The sequence below is a fragment of the Mycobacterium kyogaense genome, from assembly GCF_036946525.1.
Taxonomy (GTDB): Bacteria; Actinomycetota; Actinomycetes; order Mycobacteriales; family Mycobacteriaceae; genus Mycobacterium; species Mycobacterium kyogaense_A.
Genome location: NZ_JAQIIY010000029.1, coordinates 34,987 through 50,410 on the forward strand (window position 1 = coordinate 34,987; position 15,424 = coordinate 50,410).

The 15,424-nt window shown below is 69.1% G+C and carries 13 protein-coding genes; 6 read left to right on the forward strand and 7 right to left on the reverse strand.

The window, feature by feature from the left end:
- Positions 1–3: 3 nt before the first annotated feature.
- Both PGN37_RS22490 and PGN37_RS22495 read right to left on the reverse strand, forming a co-directional pair.
- On the reverse strand, positions 4–1,392 hold the full coding sequence (locus tag PGN37_RS22490) for an aspartate aminotransferase family protein (RefSeq protein WP_335333205.1): 1,389 nt from the start codon (positions 1,390–1,392) through the stop codon (positions 4–6).
- Entirely contained in the window at positions 1,389–1,907 is a 519-nt protein-coding gene (locus tag PGN37_RS22495; protein ID WP_335333206.1) for an Lrp/AsnC family transcriptional regulator, read from the reverse strand. The genes PGN37_RS22490 and PGN37_RS22495 overlap by 4 nt, the downstream gene beginning before the upstream one ends.
- A 123-nt stretch (positions 1,908–2,030) precedes the next feature.
- Between PGN37_RS22495 and PGN37_RS22500 the strand changes: the two genes are divergently transcribed.
- Positions 2,031–3,524 carry a gamma-aminobutyraldehyde dehydrogenase gene (locus tag PGN37_RS22500; protein ID WP_335333207.1) on the forward strand — a complete coding sequence of 498 codons (1,494 nt, stop codon included), beginning with the start codon at positions 2,031–2,033 and terminating at the stop codon, positions 3,522–3,524.
- A 68-nt stretch (positions 3,525–3,592) separates the two neighbouring features.
- On the opposite strand, the gene PGN37_RS22505 is transcribed toward PGN37_RS22500, so the two are convergent.
- The 3 genes from PGN37_RS22505 to PGN37_RS22515 all read right to left on the reverse strand — a co-directional run bounded on the left by PGN37_RS22505 (position 3,593) and on the right by PGN37_RS22515 (position 7,734).
- Positions 3,593–4,456, reverse strand: a complete 864-nt coding sequence (locus tag PGN37_RS22505) for a universal stress protein (RefSeq protein ID WP_335333208.1) — start codon at positions 4,454–4,456, stop codon at positions 3,593–3,595.
- A gap of 9 nt (positions 4,457–4,465) precedes the next feature.
- Positions 4,466–5,977 (reverse strand): APC family permease, encoded by a 1,512-nt coding sequence (locus tag PGN37_RS22510; protein ID WP_335333209.1) that lies wholly within the window; start codon positions 5,975–5,977, stop codon positions 4,466–4,468.
- A gap of 62 nt (positions 5,978–6,039) precedes the next feature.
- Complete coding sequence (locus PGN37_RS22515) at positions 6,040–7,734, reverse strand: APC family permease (RefSeq protein WP_335333210.1); 1,695 nt, start codon at positions 7,732–7,734, stop codon at positions 6,040–6,042.
- Positions 7,735–8,086: 352 nt separating this feature from the next.
- Here PGN37_RS22515 and PGN37_RS22520 point away from each other — a divergent pair, with 352 nt between their 5' ends.
- The 5 genes from PGN37_RS22520 to PGN37_RS22540 are packed head-to-tail and all read left to right on the forward strand — an operon-like array spanning position 8,087 to position 14,194.
- Positions 8,087–9,211: a polyprenyl synthetase family protein gene (locus PGN37_RS22520; protein ID WP_335333250.1), complete on the forward strand. Its 1,125-nt coding sequence runs from the start codon at positions 8,087–8,089 to the stop codon at positions 9,209–9,211.
- Positions 9,211–10,719 (forward strand): phytoene desaturase family protein, encoded by a 1,509-nt coding sequence (gene crtI / locus PGN37_RS22525; protein WP_335333211.1) that lies wholly within the window; start codon positions 9,211–9,213, stop codon positions 10,717–10,719. Before PGN37_RS22520 ends, crtI begins: the two co-directional genes overlap by 1 nt.
- Positions 10,716–11,663, forward strand: a complete 948-nt coding sequence (locus tag PGN37_RS22530) for a phytoene/squalene synthase family protein (protein WP_335333212.1) — start codon at positions 10,716–10,718, stop codon at positions 11,661–11,663. Before crtI ends, PGN37_RS22530 begins: the two co-directional genes overlap by 4 nt.
- Positions 11,664–11,666: 3 nt before the next feature.
- Entirely contained in the window at positions 11,667–13,187 is a 1,521-nt protein-coding gene (locus tag PGN37_RS22535) for an FAD-dependent oxidoreductase (protein WP_335333213.1), read from the forward strand.
- The gene (locus PGN37_RS22540; protein ID WP_335333214.1) at positions 13,184–14,194 is read left to right on the forward strand and encodes a DUF5914 domain-containing protein; all 1,011 of its coding nucleotides are present in this window, start codon (positions 13,184–13,186) and stop codon (positions 14,192–14,194) included. The genes PGN37_RS22535 and PGN37_RS22540 overlap by 4 nt, the downstream gene beginning before the upstream one ends.
- Here the strand turns inward: PGN37_RS22540 and idi are convergent.
- Positions 14,191–14,733 carry an isopentenyl-diphosphate Delta-isomerase gene (gene idi, locus PGN37_RS22545; RefSeq protein ID WP_442932995.1) on the reverse strand — a complete coding sequence of 181 codons (543 nt, stop codon included), beginning with the start codon at positions 14,731–14,733 and terminating at the stop codon, positions 14,191–14,193. The two genes, PGN37_RS22540 and idi, sit on opposite strands and share 4 nt — an antisense overlap.
- A gap of 119 nt (positions 14,734–14,852) precedes the next feature.
- Complete coding sequence (locus tag PGN37_RS22550) at positions 14,853–15,338, reverse strand: CGNR zinc finger domain-containing protein (protein WP_335333216.1); 486 nt, start codon at positions 15,336–15,338, stop codon at positions 14,853–14,855.
- Positions 15,339–15,424: the final 86 nt, after the last annotated feature.

Below are 15,424 nucleotides of genomic sequence, written 5' to 3' on the forward strand. Positions count from 1 at the left end.
GACCTACATCCGGCGGCTGGCTTCGCCCAGCACGCTGCTCAGCACGTCGTAGATCGCGTCGAACTCGCGCTGCCCGCAGATCAGCGGCGGAGCGAGCTGCACGACTGGGTCGCCACGGTCGTCGGCGCGGCAGTACAGCCCGGCTTCGAACAGGGCCGGCGTCAGGAATCCGCGCAGCAGCCGCTCACACTCGTCGTCGTTGAACGTCTCCTTGGTGGCCTTGTCCTTGACGAGTTCGATTCCGTAGAAGAAGCCTTCGCCGCGGACGTCGCCGACGATCGGCAGGTCGAGCAGCTTCTCCAACGTCGCGCGGAACGCCGGAGCGTTCTGCTTGACGTGATCGTTGATGCCCTCGCGCTCGAAGATGTCGAGGTTGGCCAGCGCCACTGCCGCCGACACCGGATGCCCACCGAAGGTGTAACCGTGCCCGAACACGGTCGAGCCGTCGTTGAACGGCTCGAACAGCCGGTCGCTGGCGATCATCGCGCCGATCGGGGAGTAGCCCGAGGTGAGTCCCTTCGCGCAGGTGATGATGTCCGGGACGTAGCCGAAGTCGTTGCACGCGAACATCGAGCCGATGCGGCCGTACGCGCAGATCACCTCGTCGGAGACCAGCAGCACGTCGTACTCGTCGCAGATCTCGCGGACCCGCTCGAAGTATCCGGGCGGCGGCGGGAAGCAGCCGCCGGCGTTCTGTACCGGCTCGAGGAACACCGCGGCGACCGTGTCGGGGCCCTCGAACTCGATGGCCTCGGCGATCCGATCGGCGCAGTAGCGGCCGAACGCCTTGGGGTCGGAGCTGAACTGCTCGGGTGCCCGGTAGAAGTTGGTGTTCGGAACGCGGAAGCCGCCGGGTGTCGGCGGATCGAACGGCGCCTTGAACGTCGGGATGCCGGTGATCGCCAGGGCGCCCTGCGGGGTGCCGTGGTAGGCGATGGACCGCGAGATCACCTTGTACTTACCGGGTTTACCGGTCAGCTTGAAGTACTGCTTGGCCAGTTTCCAGGCGCTCTCGACGGCCTCGCCGCCACCGGTGGTGAAAAACACCCGGTTCAGGTCGCCGGGTGCGTAGCCGGCGAGGCGCTCGGCCAGCTCGACCGCCGGCGGCGTCGCGAACGACCACAGCGGGAAGAACGCCAGCGATTCCGCTTGCTTGGCAGCGGTTTCGGCCAGCTCGGCGCGGCCGTGCCCGACCTGGACGACGAACAGGCCCGAGAGTCCGTCGATGTACTTGTTGCCTTCGCTGTCCCAGATGTGGACGCCTTCGCCGCGGGTGATGACCGTCGGCGTGATGCCGCCGCCGTGGCGGGCGAAGTGGCCCCAGAGGTGCCGGTTGGCCCGGGCCCCCAGGTCGGAGGAAGTTGTTTGTGCGGTTTCGGAAATGATAGTCATCGAGTGCCCCAATTGTATTGCTGTTTAACGAGTTTCAGGTAAACGAGGGTTTCTGTGGATATCACTCCCGGCAGCGCGCGGATCTGGGTGTTGAGCAGTTGCAGCAGATGGTCGTCGTCTTCGCAGACCACCTCGACGATGGCGTCGAAGGAGCCCGCGGTCAGGACCACGTAATCGACGGAGTCCAGCGCGGCGAGCTTCTCGGCGATCTTGGTGGTGTCCCCGGTGCAGCGGACCCCGATCATCGCCTGACGGGCGAATCCGAGCTGCATCGGATCGGTGACCGCGACGATCTGCATGACCCCGGCATCGACCATGCGCTGGACGCGCTGGCGCACCGCGGCCTCGGACAATCCGACGGCCTTCCCGATCCCCGCGTAGGACCGCCTGCCGTCCTGCTGCAGCTTCTCGATGATCGCCTTGGACAGTTCGTCGAGCTGGAAGGCGGCACCGGGACGGGACTGGTTCACTCGGAAGGAGACGGGGCCGACGTGCGGAACGCCCGGGTTGACCATGCCTGTGATTGTGCACGGAATCCGTCGTTTCAAGCAACCATAACCATGAAATCACTTGCTGTGAGTCGTTGACGGTGCCGTAATGCGTAGATTTCTCCGGTGCCGGCACGGTAGTTTCGGTCCATGACTGTGGTTTCCGAGACTGATGTCTCCAGCAGCTGGATTGACGGCGAAGCGGTGCGCACCGGCGGCGCCTCCCACACCGTGATCGACCCGGCCACCGATTCGCCGGTCGCGCAGATGGCGCTGGCCGCCCCCGGTGACGTCGACCGAGCCGTCGCCTCGGCGCGCGCGGCACTGTCCGGCTGGGCCGGGGCCACCCCGGCGGAACGCTCGGCGGTCCTGGCCACCCTGGCCAAGCTCGCCGACGCGGCGTCGGAGACGCTGGTCGCCGAGGAGGTCAGCCAGACCGGCAAGCCGGTGCGCCTGGCGCGCGAGTTCGACGTGCCGGGCAGCGTCGACAACATCGACTTCTTCGCCGGCGCCGCACGCCACCTCGAGGGCAAGGCCTCCGGGGAGTACTCCGGCGACCACACGTCCTCGATTCGCCGCGAAGCCGTCGGCGTGGTCGCGACGATCACGCCGTGGAACTACCCGCTGCAGATGGCGGTGTGGAAAGTGTTGCCGGCGTTGGCCGCCGGCTGCTCGGTAGTGATCAAACCCGCCGAGATCACCCCGCTTACCACGCTGACCCTGGCCCGGTTGGCCAGCGAGGCGGGCTTACCACCCGGCGTGCTGAACGTCGTCACCGGTGCCGGCTCCGACGTGGGTACCGCACTGGCCGGCCACGCCGGGGTGGACATGGTGACGTTCACCGGGTCGACCGCCGTCGGGCGCAAGGTGATGGCGGCGGCCGCGGTGCACGGGCACCGCACCCAGCTCGAGCTCGGCGGCAAGGCGCCGTTCGTCGTGTTCGACGACGCGGATCTCGACGCGGCCATCCAAGGCGCGGTGGCGGGCTCGCTGATCAACACCGGCCAGGACTGCACCGCGGCGACCCGCGCGATCGTCGCCCGCGAGGTCTACGACGACTTCGTCGCCGGCGTCGCCGAGGTGATGGGCAAGATCGTCGTGGGTGACCCGCAGGATCCCGACACCGATCTCGGACCGCTGATCACGCGGGCGCACCGGGCGAAGGTGGCCGACATGGTGGCGCGCGCGCCGGGCGAGGGCGGCCGCATCGTGACCGGCGGCGTCGCACCCGACGGCCCGGGGTCGTTCTACCGGCCCACGCTGATCGCCGACGTGTCCGAACAGTCCGAGGTCTACCGGGACGAGATCTTCGGCCCGGTGCTGACGGTCCGGTCGTTCACCGACGACGACGACGCGATCCGGCAGGCCAACGACACCGCCTACGGGCTGGCGGCCTCGGCGTGGACGCGTGACGTCTACCGCGCGCAGCGGGCGTCGCGGGAGATCCACGCGGGCTGCGTGTGGATCAACGACCACATCCCGATCATCAGCGAGATGCCGCACGGCGGGTTCGGCGCATCAGGCTTCGGCAAGGACATGAGCCAGTACTCCCTCGAGGAATACCTGTCGATCAAGCACGTGATGAGCGACATCACCGGCGTGGCCGACAAGGAGTGGCACCGAACGATTTTCACCAAGCGCTGAGCTGCCGCGGAATAGCGTTCCTGGTTGTGATGGCGTGCTGATCACAGCCATGGCTGCGCTCGCGGCGCCTACTCGTCGTCGCGCGGCACCACGATCACCGGCACGTCGACCCCGGCGAGAATCCGCGATGCCGTCGACCCGAGGAAGATGCGGCGTGGCGCGGCGAAGCGCGACGAGCCGACCACGAGTAGGTCGCCGTCGTCCCACTTGAGCTTCTTGAGTGCCGACTCCAGCGTCATACCGTCGGCCACCAGCGATTCGATGTCCGGCGCGTCGGGCAGCGCCCGCGCTGCGACGGCGAGATTCTCCTCGGCCGCGGCCACCTGGAGCTGACGGACTTCCCGGGCGCTGCCCGCCTCGGCGAGGTTCTCCGCCGACACCAGCGACAGCATGCGAATCCGCAGACCGGCCGCGCTGGCGAGCGTGATCGCGAACGGCAACGGGTTGTCGTCGCCGGGCCGGGTGGGCACCGCCGCGGTCACGGCCGCGAAACTGTCGTCGGGGTCTTCGGCGTAACCGCGCGGTGCCAACGCCACCGGTAGCGGCGAGGAATGCAGCAGCGCCCCCGTGACCGGGCCGATGGTGTGCCTGCCGAAGAAGCCGTCCCGCGCCCCGCCGACCACGATGAGGTCCGACGACTTCTCGAGAGCGACGTCGATCAGGCTCTGCGCGAACGACTCTCCGACGATCACCGACGAGTTCGCCTCGACACCGTCGCGGGCGAGCGTGGCCACCGCCCGCCCCACCCACTCCTCGCCGCGTTCGAGCAGAAGGCGCTGGTACTCCTGGCGGCCGGGATGGCCGTCCGGCAGCTCTTCGCGCACGACGAGCACGACGTCGACGGTCGCGCCGAACGTCGTGGCGAGCGCGCTGGCCAGTGCGACGCCGTCGTCGCCGGTCGGCGTGGCGAGATAGCCCACGGTCAGGTGCATGGTGAGTCCTTAGAAGACGTCGGGAACCTTGACTTCGGTGCGGGCATTGAGCGTTTCGCCCCGGAAGAACCTCTTGGTGCCGAAGGCGAAGCAGGCCAGCATCAGCGGCACGCCGAGCACCAGCATGCCGATGCCGAGCACGAACACGCCGCCGATCGGGCCGAACGCGGTGTAGCCGTAGTCGGGGGAGATCATGTCCTTGGCGCTGATGACGAACGCGGCCGCCATCGCGAGGCCGCCGAGAAGCGGAAAGATGCCGCGGAAGAACATGTTTCGCACCGAGGTGAACAGTGTGCGGCGGAAGTACCACACGCAGGCGAACGCGGTGATCCCGTAGTAGAAGGCCACCGCGAGACCCAGCGACGCGACCGAATCGGCAAGGGCGTTCTCCGACAACACCTTCAGAATCAGGTAGAAGAACAGCGCGGACACGCCCATCACGATGGTGCCGAACGCCGGCGTCATGTAGCGAGGGTGCACGTTGGCGAACCGTCGCGGAATCGCTTCGTACACGGCCATCGACAGGGTGCCGCGCGCGGTCGGCAGGATCGTGGTCTGCGTGGAGGACAGCGCCGAGACCGACACGGTGAGCAGCAGCGCCGACGCGGCGATCGCGCCGGCCACCGGTTCGCCGAGCACGGTCAGCACGTCGTCGGTGTTGTCGGGGTTGTTCAGCCCGATCCCGACGTCACCGAAGCCTGCGAAGGACTGCAGCGCGTAGGCCACCAGCACGTAGGTGCACACCAGGATCAGCGTGGTGATCACCGCGGCGATGCCCGGCGTCTTTCCGGGGTCCTTGGTCTCCTCGCCGACGGCCAGGCACGCGTCCCACCCCCAGTAGATGAAGATGCAGAGGATCACCGCCGCCGCGATCGACGACACGTCCAGCCCGCTGGGCCACAGCCAGGACCACTGCGGTGTGATCGCCTGCGCGCCCGCATTTCCCGAGAACACCCGGACCAGGGCGATGATGCTGACCACGATCAGCACCCCGAACTGGATGGCGATCAGGACGTTCTGCACCCGCTCGCTGACCACGATGCCGCGGGCCGAGATCAGTGTCATCGCGATGATGAAGAAGCAGCCCAGCGACACCGTGGCGACGGGGTTGTCGGCCAACGAGTCCAGGCCGAGGAAGTTGTAGAGGTAGATCGCCGCGACCTCGGCGACGTTGGCCAGCACGATGATCGCCGACACCGCGAGACCCCACCCGCCGATCCAGCCGATCCACGGCCCGAACGCCTTGGTGCCCCAGGTGAACGTCGTCCCGCAGTCCGGGGTGTCCTGGGACAGTTCCTTGTAGGCGAACGCGACCAGCAGCATCGGCAGGAACGCGAGCACGAACATCGACGGCGCTTTCTCGCCGACTTCGAGGACCACGTAGCCGAGCGTGGCCGCCAGGCTGTACGCAGGGGCGACTGCGGCCAGGCCGATCACGACGTTGCCCACCAGCCCCAGGGCGCCCGCCTGAAGACCCTTCCCGCCGACAGCGGGTGTCGACGGTTCCTCCGTGATCGCCATGGGCCGGAATATACGGTCCTGTCAGCTTGCTGGCAGGCCAGTGCGTGAAACCTGTGTGAAAGTCAGCCCTTGGTGAATTCTTCGCCGGTGCGTGGGTCGATCGCACGCTCGCCGGGCGGCAGGTTCGACAGGTCGCGGGCGATGACGGTCGGCATGTCGCCGGCATCGGGCAGGCCGAAGTGCGCCACGGCCGCCTCCTGGTCCGGCACGGTCTCGAGCACGAGGTCGTGGCTGCGGCGGGGCAGCGTGCGGCCGGCGAAGAAGTCCGGTGACGCGATCCGCCAGACGATCATCAGCACCAGGCCGAGGACCAGCGCGCCGATACCCACCACCGCGACAGCGCCGACACCGAAGATCGTGACGTTGTTGCCGTCGTCGTCGGTGAGCCAATCGGGCTTGGCGTACTGGAGCAGGCCGTAGACGAAGACGACGGTGAGCACGATGCCGCCCAGCAGCGGAACCACGCCGCGCATCACCAGGTCACGGGTGTTGCGGGTCAACGTCTTTCGGTAGAACCACACGCAGGCGAAGCCGGTCAGCCCGTAGTAGAAGGCGATCATCAGGCCCACCGAGCCGATCAGCGCGGTCAGCAGGTTGGTGCTGATGACGGTGAACAGGACGTAGAACACGGCGGAGACGACACCCATCGCGATCGTCGACGTCGTCGGGGTCAGGTAGCGCCGGTGGATCTTGGCGAACGATTCGGGCAGTGCCCGGTAGACGCCCATCGACAGGGTGGTGCGGGCCGTGGGCAGGATCGTGGTCTGGGTCGACGCGGAGGCCGAGGTCAGGATCGAGGCGGACAGCAGCAGCATTCCGATGTGGCCGAGCACGCTGTCGCCGAAGAGGTCCGGACCGATCGCGGCGAACACGTCGGCGGAGTTGTCCGGGTTACCCAGCCCGACGCCGTCGGTTCCCACGCCCGCGAACGCCACGGCGGCGACGCTGACCAGCGCGTAGGTGGCCAGCAGCAGGAAGGTGGAGATCACTGCGGCCCGGCCCGGGGTGCGACCGGGATCGTCGGATTCTTCGTTGCAGGCGACCGCGGTGTCCCAGCCCCAGTAGATGAAGATCGTGGTCAGTACCGCGGGCGCGATGACGGTGCTGAAGTCCAGTCCGCCGGGCCAGAACCAGGACAGTGACGGCATGAGCGAGTAGCTCTCCGCGGTTCGGGTGTAGACCTTGACCAGCGCCACGATGGACAGCCCGATCAGGACCACCACTTCGATGGCCAGCAGCGCGTACTGCAGCCTCGCCGACACCTCGATGCCGCGGTAGCAGATGTAGGTCATCACGGCGATCCAGATGACGCCGGCGACCGTGGACCAGAAGGTGCTGTTCGACAGCGTGGCGGCGGCGTCCCAGCCCAGGTCCCCGGCGAAGGTGAAGGAGTAGGCGCCCGCGATCTGGGCGAGGTTGGCCATCACGATGACGTCGGCGGCGATGATGCCCCAGCCGCCGAGCCATCCGATGACCGGACCGAAGGCGCGGGAGGCCCAGGTGAAGGTGGTTCCGCAGTCCGGTTCGGCCTTGTTCAACTCCTGGTAGGCGACCGCGATCAGGTACATCGGGATGAACGAGATCAGCACGATGGCCGGCGCCTTGACCCCGGAGAGGATGGCTCCGCCGCTGGCGATGATCAGGCCCAGCGTGGCGGCCAGGCTGTAGGCGGGAGCCGTGGAGGCCATCCCGACCACGATGCTCGAGACGAGGCCGAGCGCCCCGCCCTTGAGTCCTTTGCTTTCCACGCTGGTCATCGCGCCTCCTGCTTGGAATCCGTTGTGAACGGGATCACTATCGACTGATTCCCTCGATTCAGCAACCTCACAGGTTCGGAATTCGTTGTTTGCGGCCCCAGTGGGGGTGGGGTTCGACGTCCGGTCCGAATTCGAGGTGATCTCGCCGCCGATACGTGTTTGGCTCTGGAACGGGTACTGGTTGAGTCAGTTCGTCGGGATTCGGGTGTGGCGCGCGCCACTGTCGTTGTCCGCCACGGCGACCCATCCGGGGCCGACGGCGCTACGAATGGGTGGTGACGCGAGTCGACCAGGGCGTGCACCAGGAGGGGTCAGCTTGAGAGATGGCAAGTGGACGGGCTCTCGCTTGGTGATGTCGGGTGCGCGGCCGGTGGCACCTCTGGACGCCTGGCGAGGCAGTCTGCGCGAGGCGGTGCGCGGTCATCTCGCCGAATTCGTGCGCTCCGAATGCGTCGACCGCTTGGCGGCGGCCAACGTCGACATCGCGGGCGGTCTGCTCGCCGACTTCCTCGACGGGGGGAAGTACGTGCGGTCGACGTTCATGTACATCGGCTGGCTGTGCGGAGGACACGACAGAGCCGGTGACGACCGCGAGAACGTCCAGATGAACGTGGAAGTGAATACAGCCGCGATGCGGGCCTCGGCGAGCTTGGAACTTCTGCACGCCTTCGCGCTGATCCAGGACGACGTGATGGACTGCTCGCCACTGCGCCGCGCCCGGCCGGCCGCGCACGTGTCGTTCAGTCGGTGGCACCGCGAGCGCGGGCTCGCGGGGTCGTCCGATCGGTTCGGCGAATCGGCCGCGATCTTGCTCGGAGATCTGTGCCTGGTGTGGGCCGAACAGATGTTGCGCCGCAGCGGCGTCGGCCAGCGCGCCCTCGATCGGGTGTGGCCCCACTACGACGACATGCGCACCGAGTTGGCGATCGGACAGTTCGCCGACCTCGTGAACAGTTCACATGCACTGCCCACCCTCGAGGAGGTCCTCGACGTGCTCCGTCGAAAGTCAGGCAACTACACCGTGCGCAGGCCGCTGGAGATCGGCGCGGTGATGGCTGGTTGTGACGACGCCGTCGTCGACGCGCTCTCGGCCTACGGCGCCGCCATCGGCGAGGCGTTCCAGCTGCGCGACGACCTCCTCGGAGTGTTCGGCACCCCGTCGTTGACCGGGAAGTCGGCCGGCACCGACATGGAGGAACGCAAGGCCACCAGCGTCATCATCGCGGCCTATCAGCTGGCCGAGCCGCCACTGCGTGATCAGCTCTTCGACCTGATGAACCGCCCGCACATCGATGCCGAGGCCGCCGAGCACTGGCGCAACCTGATCGTCGCCAGCGGCGCTGTCGAGTGGATCGAGGAGCTCATCGCCGATCGGCACAGCCTGGCGCTGGACCATCTCGATGCGGTCGAGCTGCCCGATGTCGCCCGAGCCGCGCTGGCCGACATGGCCGTCGCCTGCACCCAGCGGGCGGCGTGATGCGCACCGTCACCGGACGCACCGACCGCGTCGTCATCGTCGGAGCCGGACTGTCCGGGCTCTCGGCCGCACTGCAGCTCGCCGGCCGCGGCCGGGCTGTCACCGTCGTCGAGCGCGGCGCCCACCCGGGCGGGCGCGTCGGCCGCGAGGACATCCGCGGCTACAAGATCGACACCGGTCCCACGGTGTTGACGATGCCGGACATCATCGACGACGCGTTCGCCGCCGTCGGCGACACACTGGCTGCGCGGCTACCGATGGAACGGGTCGATCCGGCCTACGAGGCCCGCTTCGCCGACGGCAGCGCGGTCCACGTGCACACCGACGCCGCGGCGATGGCCGCCGAGGTGGAGCGTTTCGCCGGCCGCGAGCAGGCCGACGGCTATCTGCGCCTTCGGGATTGGCTGACCCGGCTCTACCGCACCGAGTTCGACGGCTTCATCGGCGCGAACTTCGACTCACCGCTGTCGCTGGTGACGCCACAGCTGGCCCGGCTCGCCGCGCTCGGCGGTTTCCGCGGCTGGGAGCGCATGGTGCGCCGCCACATCACCGACGAGCGGTTGCTGCGGGTGTTCACCTTCCAGGCCCTCTACGCGGGCGTGCCGCCGCAGAGCGCGCTCGCGGCGTACGCGGTGATCGCCTACATGGACACGGTGGCCGGCGTGTACTTCCCGCAGGGCGGGGTGCGGGCGCTGCCTGACGCGATGGCTGCGGCGGCATCGGATGCTGGTGTCGAATTCGTCTACAACGCAACGGTTTCCGAGCTCGAGTTCAGTGGGTCCCGGGTCACCGCGGTGCGGACGGCCGAGGGTGTCCGGGTGCCGGCGGACGCCGTGGTGCTCACGACCGAGCTGCCCGACACCTACCGACTGGTGCGTCGCACGCCGCGCCGTCCCGTGAAGCTGCGGGCCGCGCCGTCGGCCGTCGTCGCGCACGTCGGCTGCGAGGCCGTCGGGGAGGCCGCCGGGCACCACACGATCCTGTTCGGTGACGCCTGGCATCAGACGTTCCGCGACATCATCGACGACGGCACCACCATGCGGGACCCGTCGCTGTTGGTGACCCGCCCGACGGCCGGCGATCCGTCGCTGGCCCCGGCAGGCCGCGACCTGCTGTACGTGCTCGCACCGGCGCCGAACACCGATGTGGGCGTGGTCGATTGGGACACCGTGGGGCCGGGCTACGTCGACGACATGATCGACGCGGTCCGCAAGCGCGCACCGGGTGTCGCCGACGACGCCGAGGTGCTCCACGTCGTGACCCCCGCGGACTGGGGCCGCCAGGGGATGGCAGCTGGCAGCCCGTTCGCGTTGGCGCACACGTTCTCTCAGACCGGGCCGTTCCGGCCGGCCAACACCGTCCGCGGCGTCGACAACGTCGTCCTCGCGGGCTCCTCCACTGTCCCCGGGGTCGGCGTGCCGACTGCGATCCTGTCCGGGCGGCTTGCCGCCGATCGCATCACCGGCGTGCACGCCAGCCACCCCACCTCGGAGGTCAACCGCTCATGATCCACACCGAGCTCGATGCGGCCGGCGTCCGGGACCCGTTGCTCCGCGACGCCTACCGGCAGTGCCGCAGCCTGAACGCCCGCTACGGCAAGACCTTCTTCCTGGCCACCCGGCTGTTGGCGCCGCGGCAACGGCCCGCCGTGCACGCGCTCTACGGCTTCGCCCGCTTCGCCGACGACATCCTCGACGACCTCGACGATCCGCGCACCGTCGACCAGCGGGCCGAGCAGTTGCAGCAGCTGTCCACGCGGCTCTTCAACGCCCTGGTCGAGAATCAGCCCTGCGGGGACGACCCGGTGCTGGCCGCGGTGGTGCACACCGCGCGCAAATACGACATCGGCTGGGATCTGTTCGATGACTTTCTCGCGTCGATGCGCATGGATCTCACGGTGACCGACTATCCGGACCGTGCCGCGCTGGAGAAGTACATGTACGGCTCGGCCGAGGTCATCGGGTTGCAGATGCTGCCGATCCTCGGCACCGTCGTCCCGCGGCAGGAGGCCGCACCCTATGCCGCCGCATTGGGAAAGGCGTTCCAGCTGACCAACTTCCTGCGCGACGTCGACGAGGATCTGCACCGGGGTCGGGTGTACCTGCCCGCCGACGAGCTCGCCGCCCACGGCGTGGACCGGGATCTATTGCGGTGGTGCCAGGCGAACCGGCGCACCGAGCCCCGGTTGCGCGCCGCGCTGGCCGAACAGCACGCCATCACCCGCACGACCTACGACGAGGCGCAACCGGGGATCGGCAAGCTCGCCCACGCCTCGCGGCCCTGCGTGGCGGCCGCGTCGACGCTGTACTCGGAGATCCTCGACCGCATCGAGGCGTCGGACTTCGACATCTTCGGCCGGCGCGCCACCGTGGGGAAGCCGCGGCGTGCGGTCGTTGCTGCGGCCGGCCTGGGCAAGTCGTGGGTGGCTCGCGCCCGCTACGGGAGCGTGTGATCGGTGACTGATCGTCGCCGGCAGACCTGGCCCGCCCGCCCCGGGCGTCCCGCGATCACCGGTGACGGTGCCCGACCGCGTGTGGTCGTGGTGGGCGGCGGCATCGCCGGTCTCGCCGCCGCCACCGGCCTGGCCGAACGCGGCGTCTCCGTCGACGTCATCGAGCGCCAGCCCTATCTCGGTGGCCGCGTGGGCGGGTGGACCGAGACGCTGGCCGACGGGTCGCAGACCGGGATGAACCGCGGCTTCCACGCGTTCTTCCGGCAGTACTACAACCTGCGCGCGTTGCTGCGGCGTGGCGATCCTGATCTGGCGGCGCTGACGCCGGTGTCGGACTATCCGCTGATCGACGGCGCGGGCCGGCAGGACACGTTCCGCGGACTGCCGCAGACCCCGCCGCTCAATGCGTTGGCATTCGCGTTGCGCAGCCCCACCTTTCGATTGCGCGACCTCGTGCGCATCGACGCGAAGGCCGCCGCGCCGCTGGCCGCGGTGTCGGTGCCCGACACGTACCGGCTGCTCGACCACCGGGATGCGCAGACCTTCCTGCGCGACATCAACTTTCCTGACGCGGCGCGCCACCTCGCGTTCGAAGTGTTCGCCCGCAGCTTCTTCGCCCGGCCCGAGGCGTTGTCGGCCGGCGAGCTGGTCACGATGTTCCACATCTACTTCCTGGGTTCCAGCGAGGGTCTCATCTTCGACGTCGCGAGTGCGAATTTTGATGTGGCCCTGTGGAATCCGCTGCGCGGCTACCTTGCAGGGCGCGGCGTGGTGTTCCACACGGGCGAGACCGTCGACGCGGTGACGGCAGGGGAGAAGGTGACGGTGCAGACGGCCGGCGGTGACGTCCTGGACGCCGACGGCGTGGTGCTGGCCACCGACGTCGCCGGTCTGCAGCGCATCGTCGCGGCGTCACCCGGGGTGGCGGATGCGCCGTGGCGGGAGCGGGTCGCGGCGATGGGCACGGCGCCGCCGTTCGTGGTGCTGCGGCTGTGGCTGGACCGTCCGGTGCGTCCGGACCGCGCCGCGTTCGTCGGCACTGGGGGACGTGAACCGCTGGACAATGTCAGCGTGGTGGAGCGTTACGAGCGGGAGGCGGCGCGGTGGGCCGCGCGGACCGGGGGATCGGTCGTGGAACTGCACGCCTACTCGGTCACCGAACCGGTGGATACGGTGCGCGCCGCACTGATTGAGCGGATGCACGAGCTCTACCCTGAGACGGTGACTGCCTCGATTGTCGACGAGCGGCTCCTGCGCCGCGACGACTGTCCGCGCTTCGCCCCCGGAGACTTCGCCGACCGGCCGGGCGTGTCCACTCCCGATCCGCGAATCATGCTGGCAGGGGACGGTATTCGCATCGACCTTCCGGTCGCCCTGATGGAGCGGGCCGCGACGACGGGCTGGACGGCGGCCAACGAGCTGCTGGGCGGCTTCGGGGTGGCCGGCCATCCTCTGCACACGGTGCCCAACCAGGGACGCTCCGGCGTGTTGCGCCGGCTGGCCACTGCGGGTGCGGCCCGATGAGCGAGCAGAAGGGCTGGCGCCAAAGGGTTGCTGCCGCATGGCCGTTCGAGACGTTGCCGGCGCTCGACTGGGCGGGCCAGACCCCGACCTACGCTGATGCCAATCCCGCGCTGATCTCGGCCGCGCTGCGCCGCGCCCAGCGCAAGGCGGGCGGTAACTGGTTCGCGTTCGCGGAGAGTTCCACGCTCACCTCCTCGGCACTGGGGACCACGGTCGCCGGGCGGGAGATCGTCGCGTGGCGTGGGGCCGACGGTGCACTGCTGGTCGCGCCGCGGGCGTGCCCGCACCTGGGTGCCGATCTGGCGACCGCGCCGGTGGAGTGCGGCACGCTGGTGTGCCCGTGGCACGGGCTGCGGCTCGGCGAGCGCAGGCACGGCACGTGGAAGCCGCATGCGTCCCACGACGACGGGGTGCTGTGCTGGGTGCGCTTCGACGACGCCGTCGACCCGGCGACGTCGCCGCTCTCGGACACGCCGCCGCCGATGCCACGCCCCGGCGATCCGGCGCTGGCCGCGGTGACGCGGCTCGAGGGCGTCTGCGAACCGGCCGACGTGGTGGCCAACCGGCTCGACCCGTGGCACGGCGCGTGGTTTCACCCGTATTCGTTCACCCAGCTCAAGGTGCTCAGCGCCCCGCCGGCCGAGGACGATCTGCCCGACGCGCTGGACCGGTTCGTCGTCGACGTCACGTTCCGCATCGGCCGTCTCGGCGTTCCGGTGATCGCGGAGTTCACCACGCCGGGCCCGCGCACGGTCACGATGCGCATCATCGAGGGCGAGGGGCAGGGCAGCGTCGTCGAGACGCACGCGACGCCTCTCGGGCCGGGTCCTGACGGGAGGCCGCGGACCGCGGTGGTGGAGGCCGTGATCGCTCACTCGGATCGGCCTCACTTCGGCAAGGGCCTGGTGGCCGGCCCGCTGTTGCGTCCGCTGATGCGACGCGCGGCGGCCCGGCTGTGGCGCGACGATTTGGCGTACGCCGAGCGGCTGTTCCAGACCAGGGGTTAGCGGCTCCGCGGGACGCCGGCGTTGTCGAGGAGCGGGATCTGCTCGACAGCCCACGGGCTGATGGCCCAGCCCAGCCGGGCGGCGGTGCGGGCCTGCTCCCACGGCACCCACTTTTGGTCCATGACCTCGTCCGCGTCGGCACGCACGGGCCCGTCGACGCGTCCGCAGTAGACCGGGCAGAGCTCGTTCTCGGCGACGCCGTCGGCGGCCACGGCGTAGTAGCGGAAGTCGGGCAGCACGCAGGTCAGCTCGGCGATGCCGACGCCCAGTTCTTCGCGCACGCGGCGGTGCACGGCGTCGGTCATCGACTCGTCGGGGGCGGGGTGGCCGCAGCAGGAGTTGGTCCAGATGCCGGCGAAGGTGCGCTTGTGCAGGGCCCGGCGGGTCAGCAGGACGTTGCCGGAGTCGTCGAAGAGGTAGCAGGAGAACGCCAGGTGCAGCGGCGTGGACTCGTGGTGCACCTGCGCCTTGGGTGCGGATCCGAGGCGGCGGCCGTCGTCGTCGACCAGGACAACCAGTTCAGTCGGCATGTCTGGCATTCGTCACCGCCCCCGCGTCGGATGGGTGTCACTGTGCCCCGCGAGCGCGCGCGTTTGCACACCGACGCGCCGCCAAAGCTGGCACTCTGCGCGCGCTCGCGACTGCCGAGCGCGCGCCGTCAGTCCGCTCGGCTGCGCCGGTAGTGCCGTCGGGCCTTCATGCGGTTGCCGCAGATCGCCATCGAGCACCACCGCGCGGTGTTCGGCTTGCTGCGGTCCAGCAGGAACAGGTGGCATTCGTCGTTCGCACACGGCCGCAGACGCCCGGGGCTGCTGATTCGCAGCGTGTCCCACGCGATCACGGTCCGCGCCGCGGCGTCAGCGGCCGTGAACTGCCAGTCGATGCCGGCGTCGGAGATGACGGGCTGCAGCGTCACGGCGTCGAGAAACGGCTGTAGCGCTGCCGGCGATCGCTCGCCGCGGACCACCGCCTGCAATACGTCCCGCGCAGCTCCCAGGCCCGTGAGCTCGGACGGCTCGATGTGGCGTTCGGTCAGCCACTGCGGTTCCAGCAGGTCGGTCGGCACGCCGTCGACGACGGGCGTGGTGTTGAGCAGATCGAGCAGCAGTGTCTCGTCGTCAGGTCCCGCGGCCGGCATCTCCATGACTAACCTCCCAAAGGCTATTGACAGGTTACACCGTGGGCGCTTCACTGGGGACTAACCAGCAAAAGCAACTTTAGGAGTTACGT

What these genes read in the sequence shown, in the direction of transcription:
- PGN37_RS22550 (WP_335333216.1), bottom strand. Translation starts at nt 15,338, where the DNA reads ATGGAGATGCCGGCCGCGGGACCTGACGACGAGACACTGCTGCTCGAT.
- PGN37_RS22510 (WP_335333209.1), bottom strand. Translation starts at nt 5,977, where the DNA reads ATGGCGATCACGGAGGAACCGTCGACACCCGCTGTCGGCGGGAAGGGT.
- PGN37_RS22500 (WP_335333207.1), top strand. Translation starts at nt 2,031, where the DNA reads ATGACTGTGGTTTCCGAGACTGATGTCTCCAGCAGCTGGATTGACGGC.
- PGN37_RS22520 (WP_335333250.1), top strand. Translation starts at nt 8,087, where the DNA reads ATGTCGGGTGCGCGGCCGGTGGCACCTCTGGACGCCTGGCGAGGCAGT.
- PGN37_RS22540 (WP_335333214.1), top strand. Translation starts at nt 13,184, where the DNA reads ATGAGCGAGCAGAAGGGCTGGCGCCAAAGGGTTGCTGCCGCATGGCCG.
- crtI (WP_335333211.1), top strand. Translation starts at nt 9,211, where the DNA reads ATGCGCACCGTCACCGGACGCACCGACCGCGTCGTCATCGTCGGAGCC.
- PGN37_RS22495 (WP_335333206.1), bottom strand. Translation starts at nt 1,907, where the DNA reads ATGGTCAACCCGGGCGTTCCGCACGTCGGCCCCGTCTCCTTCCGAGTG.
- PGN37_RS22515 (WP_335333210.1), bottom strand. Translation starts at nt 7,734, where the DNA reads ATGACCAGCGTGGAAAGCAAAGGACTCAAGGGCGGGGCGCTCGGCCTC.
- idi (WP_442932995.1), bottom strand. Translation starts at nt 14,733, where the DNA reads ATGCCAGACATGCCGACTGAACTGGTTGTCCTGGTCGACGACGACGGC.
- PGN37_RS22530 (WP_335333212.1), top strand. Translation starts at nt 10,716, where the DNA reads ATGATCCACACCGAGCTCGATGCGGCCGGCGTCCGGGACCCGTTGCTC.
- PGN37_RS22505 (WP_335333208.1), bottom strand. Translation starts at nt 4,456, where the DNA reads ATGCACCTGACCGTGGGCTATCTCGCCACGCCGACCGGCGACGACGGC.
- PGN37_RS22490 (WP_335333205.1), bottom strand. Translation starts at nt 1,392, where the DNA reads ATGACTATCATTTCCGAAACCGCACAAACAACTTCCTCCGACCTGGGG.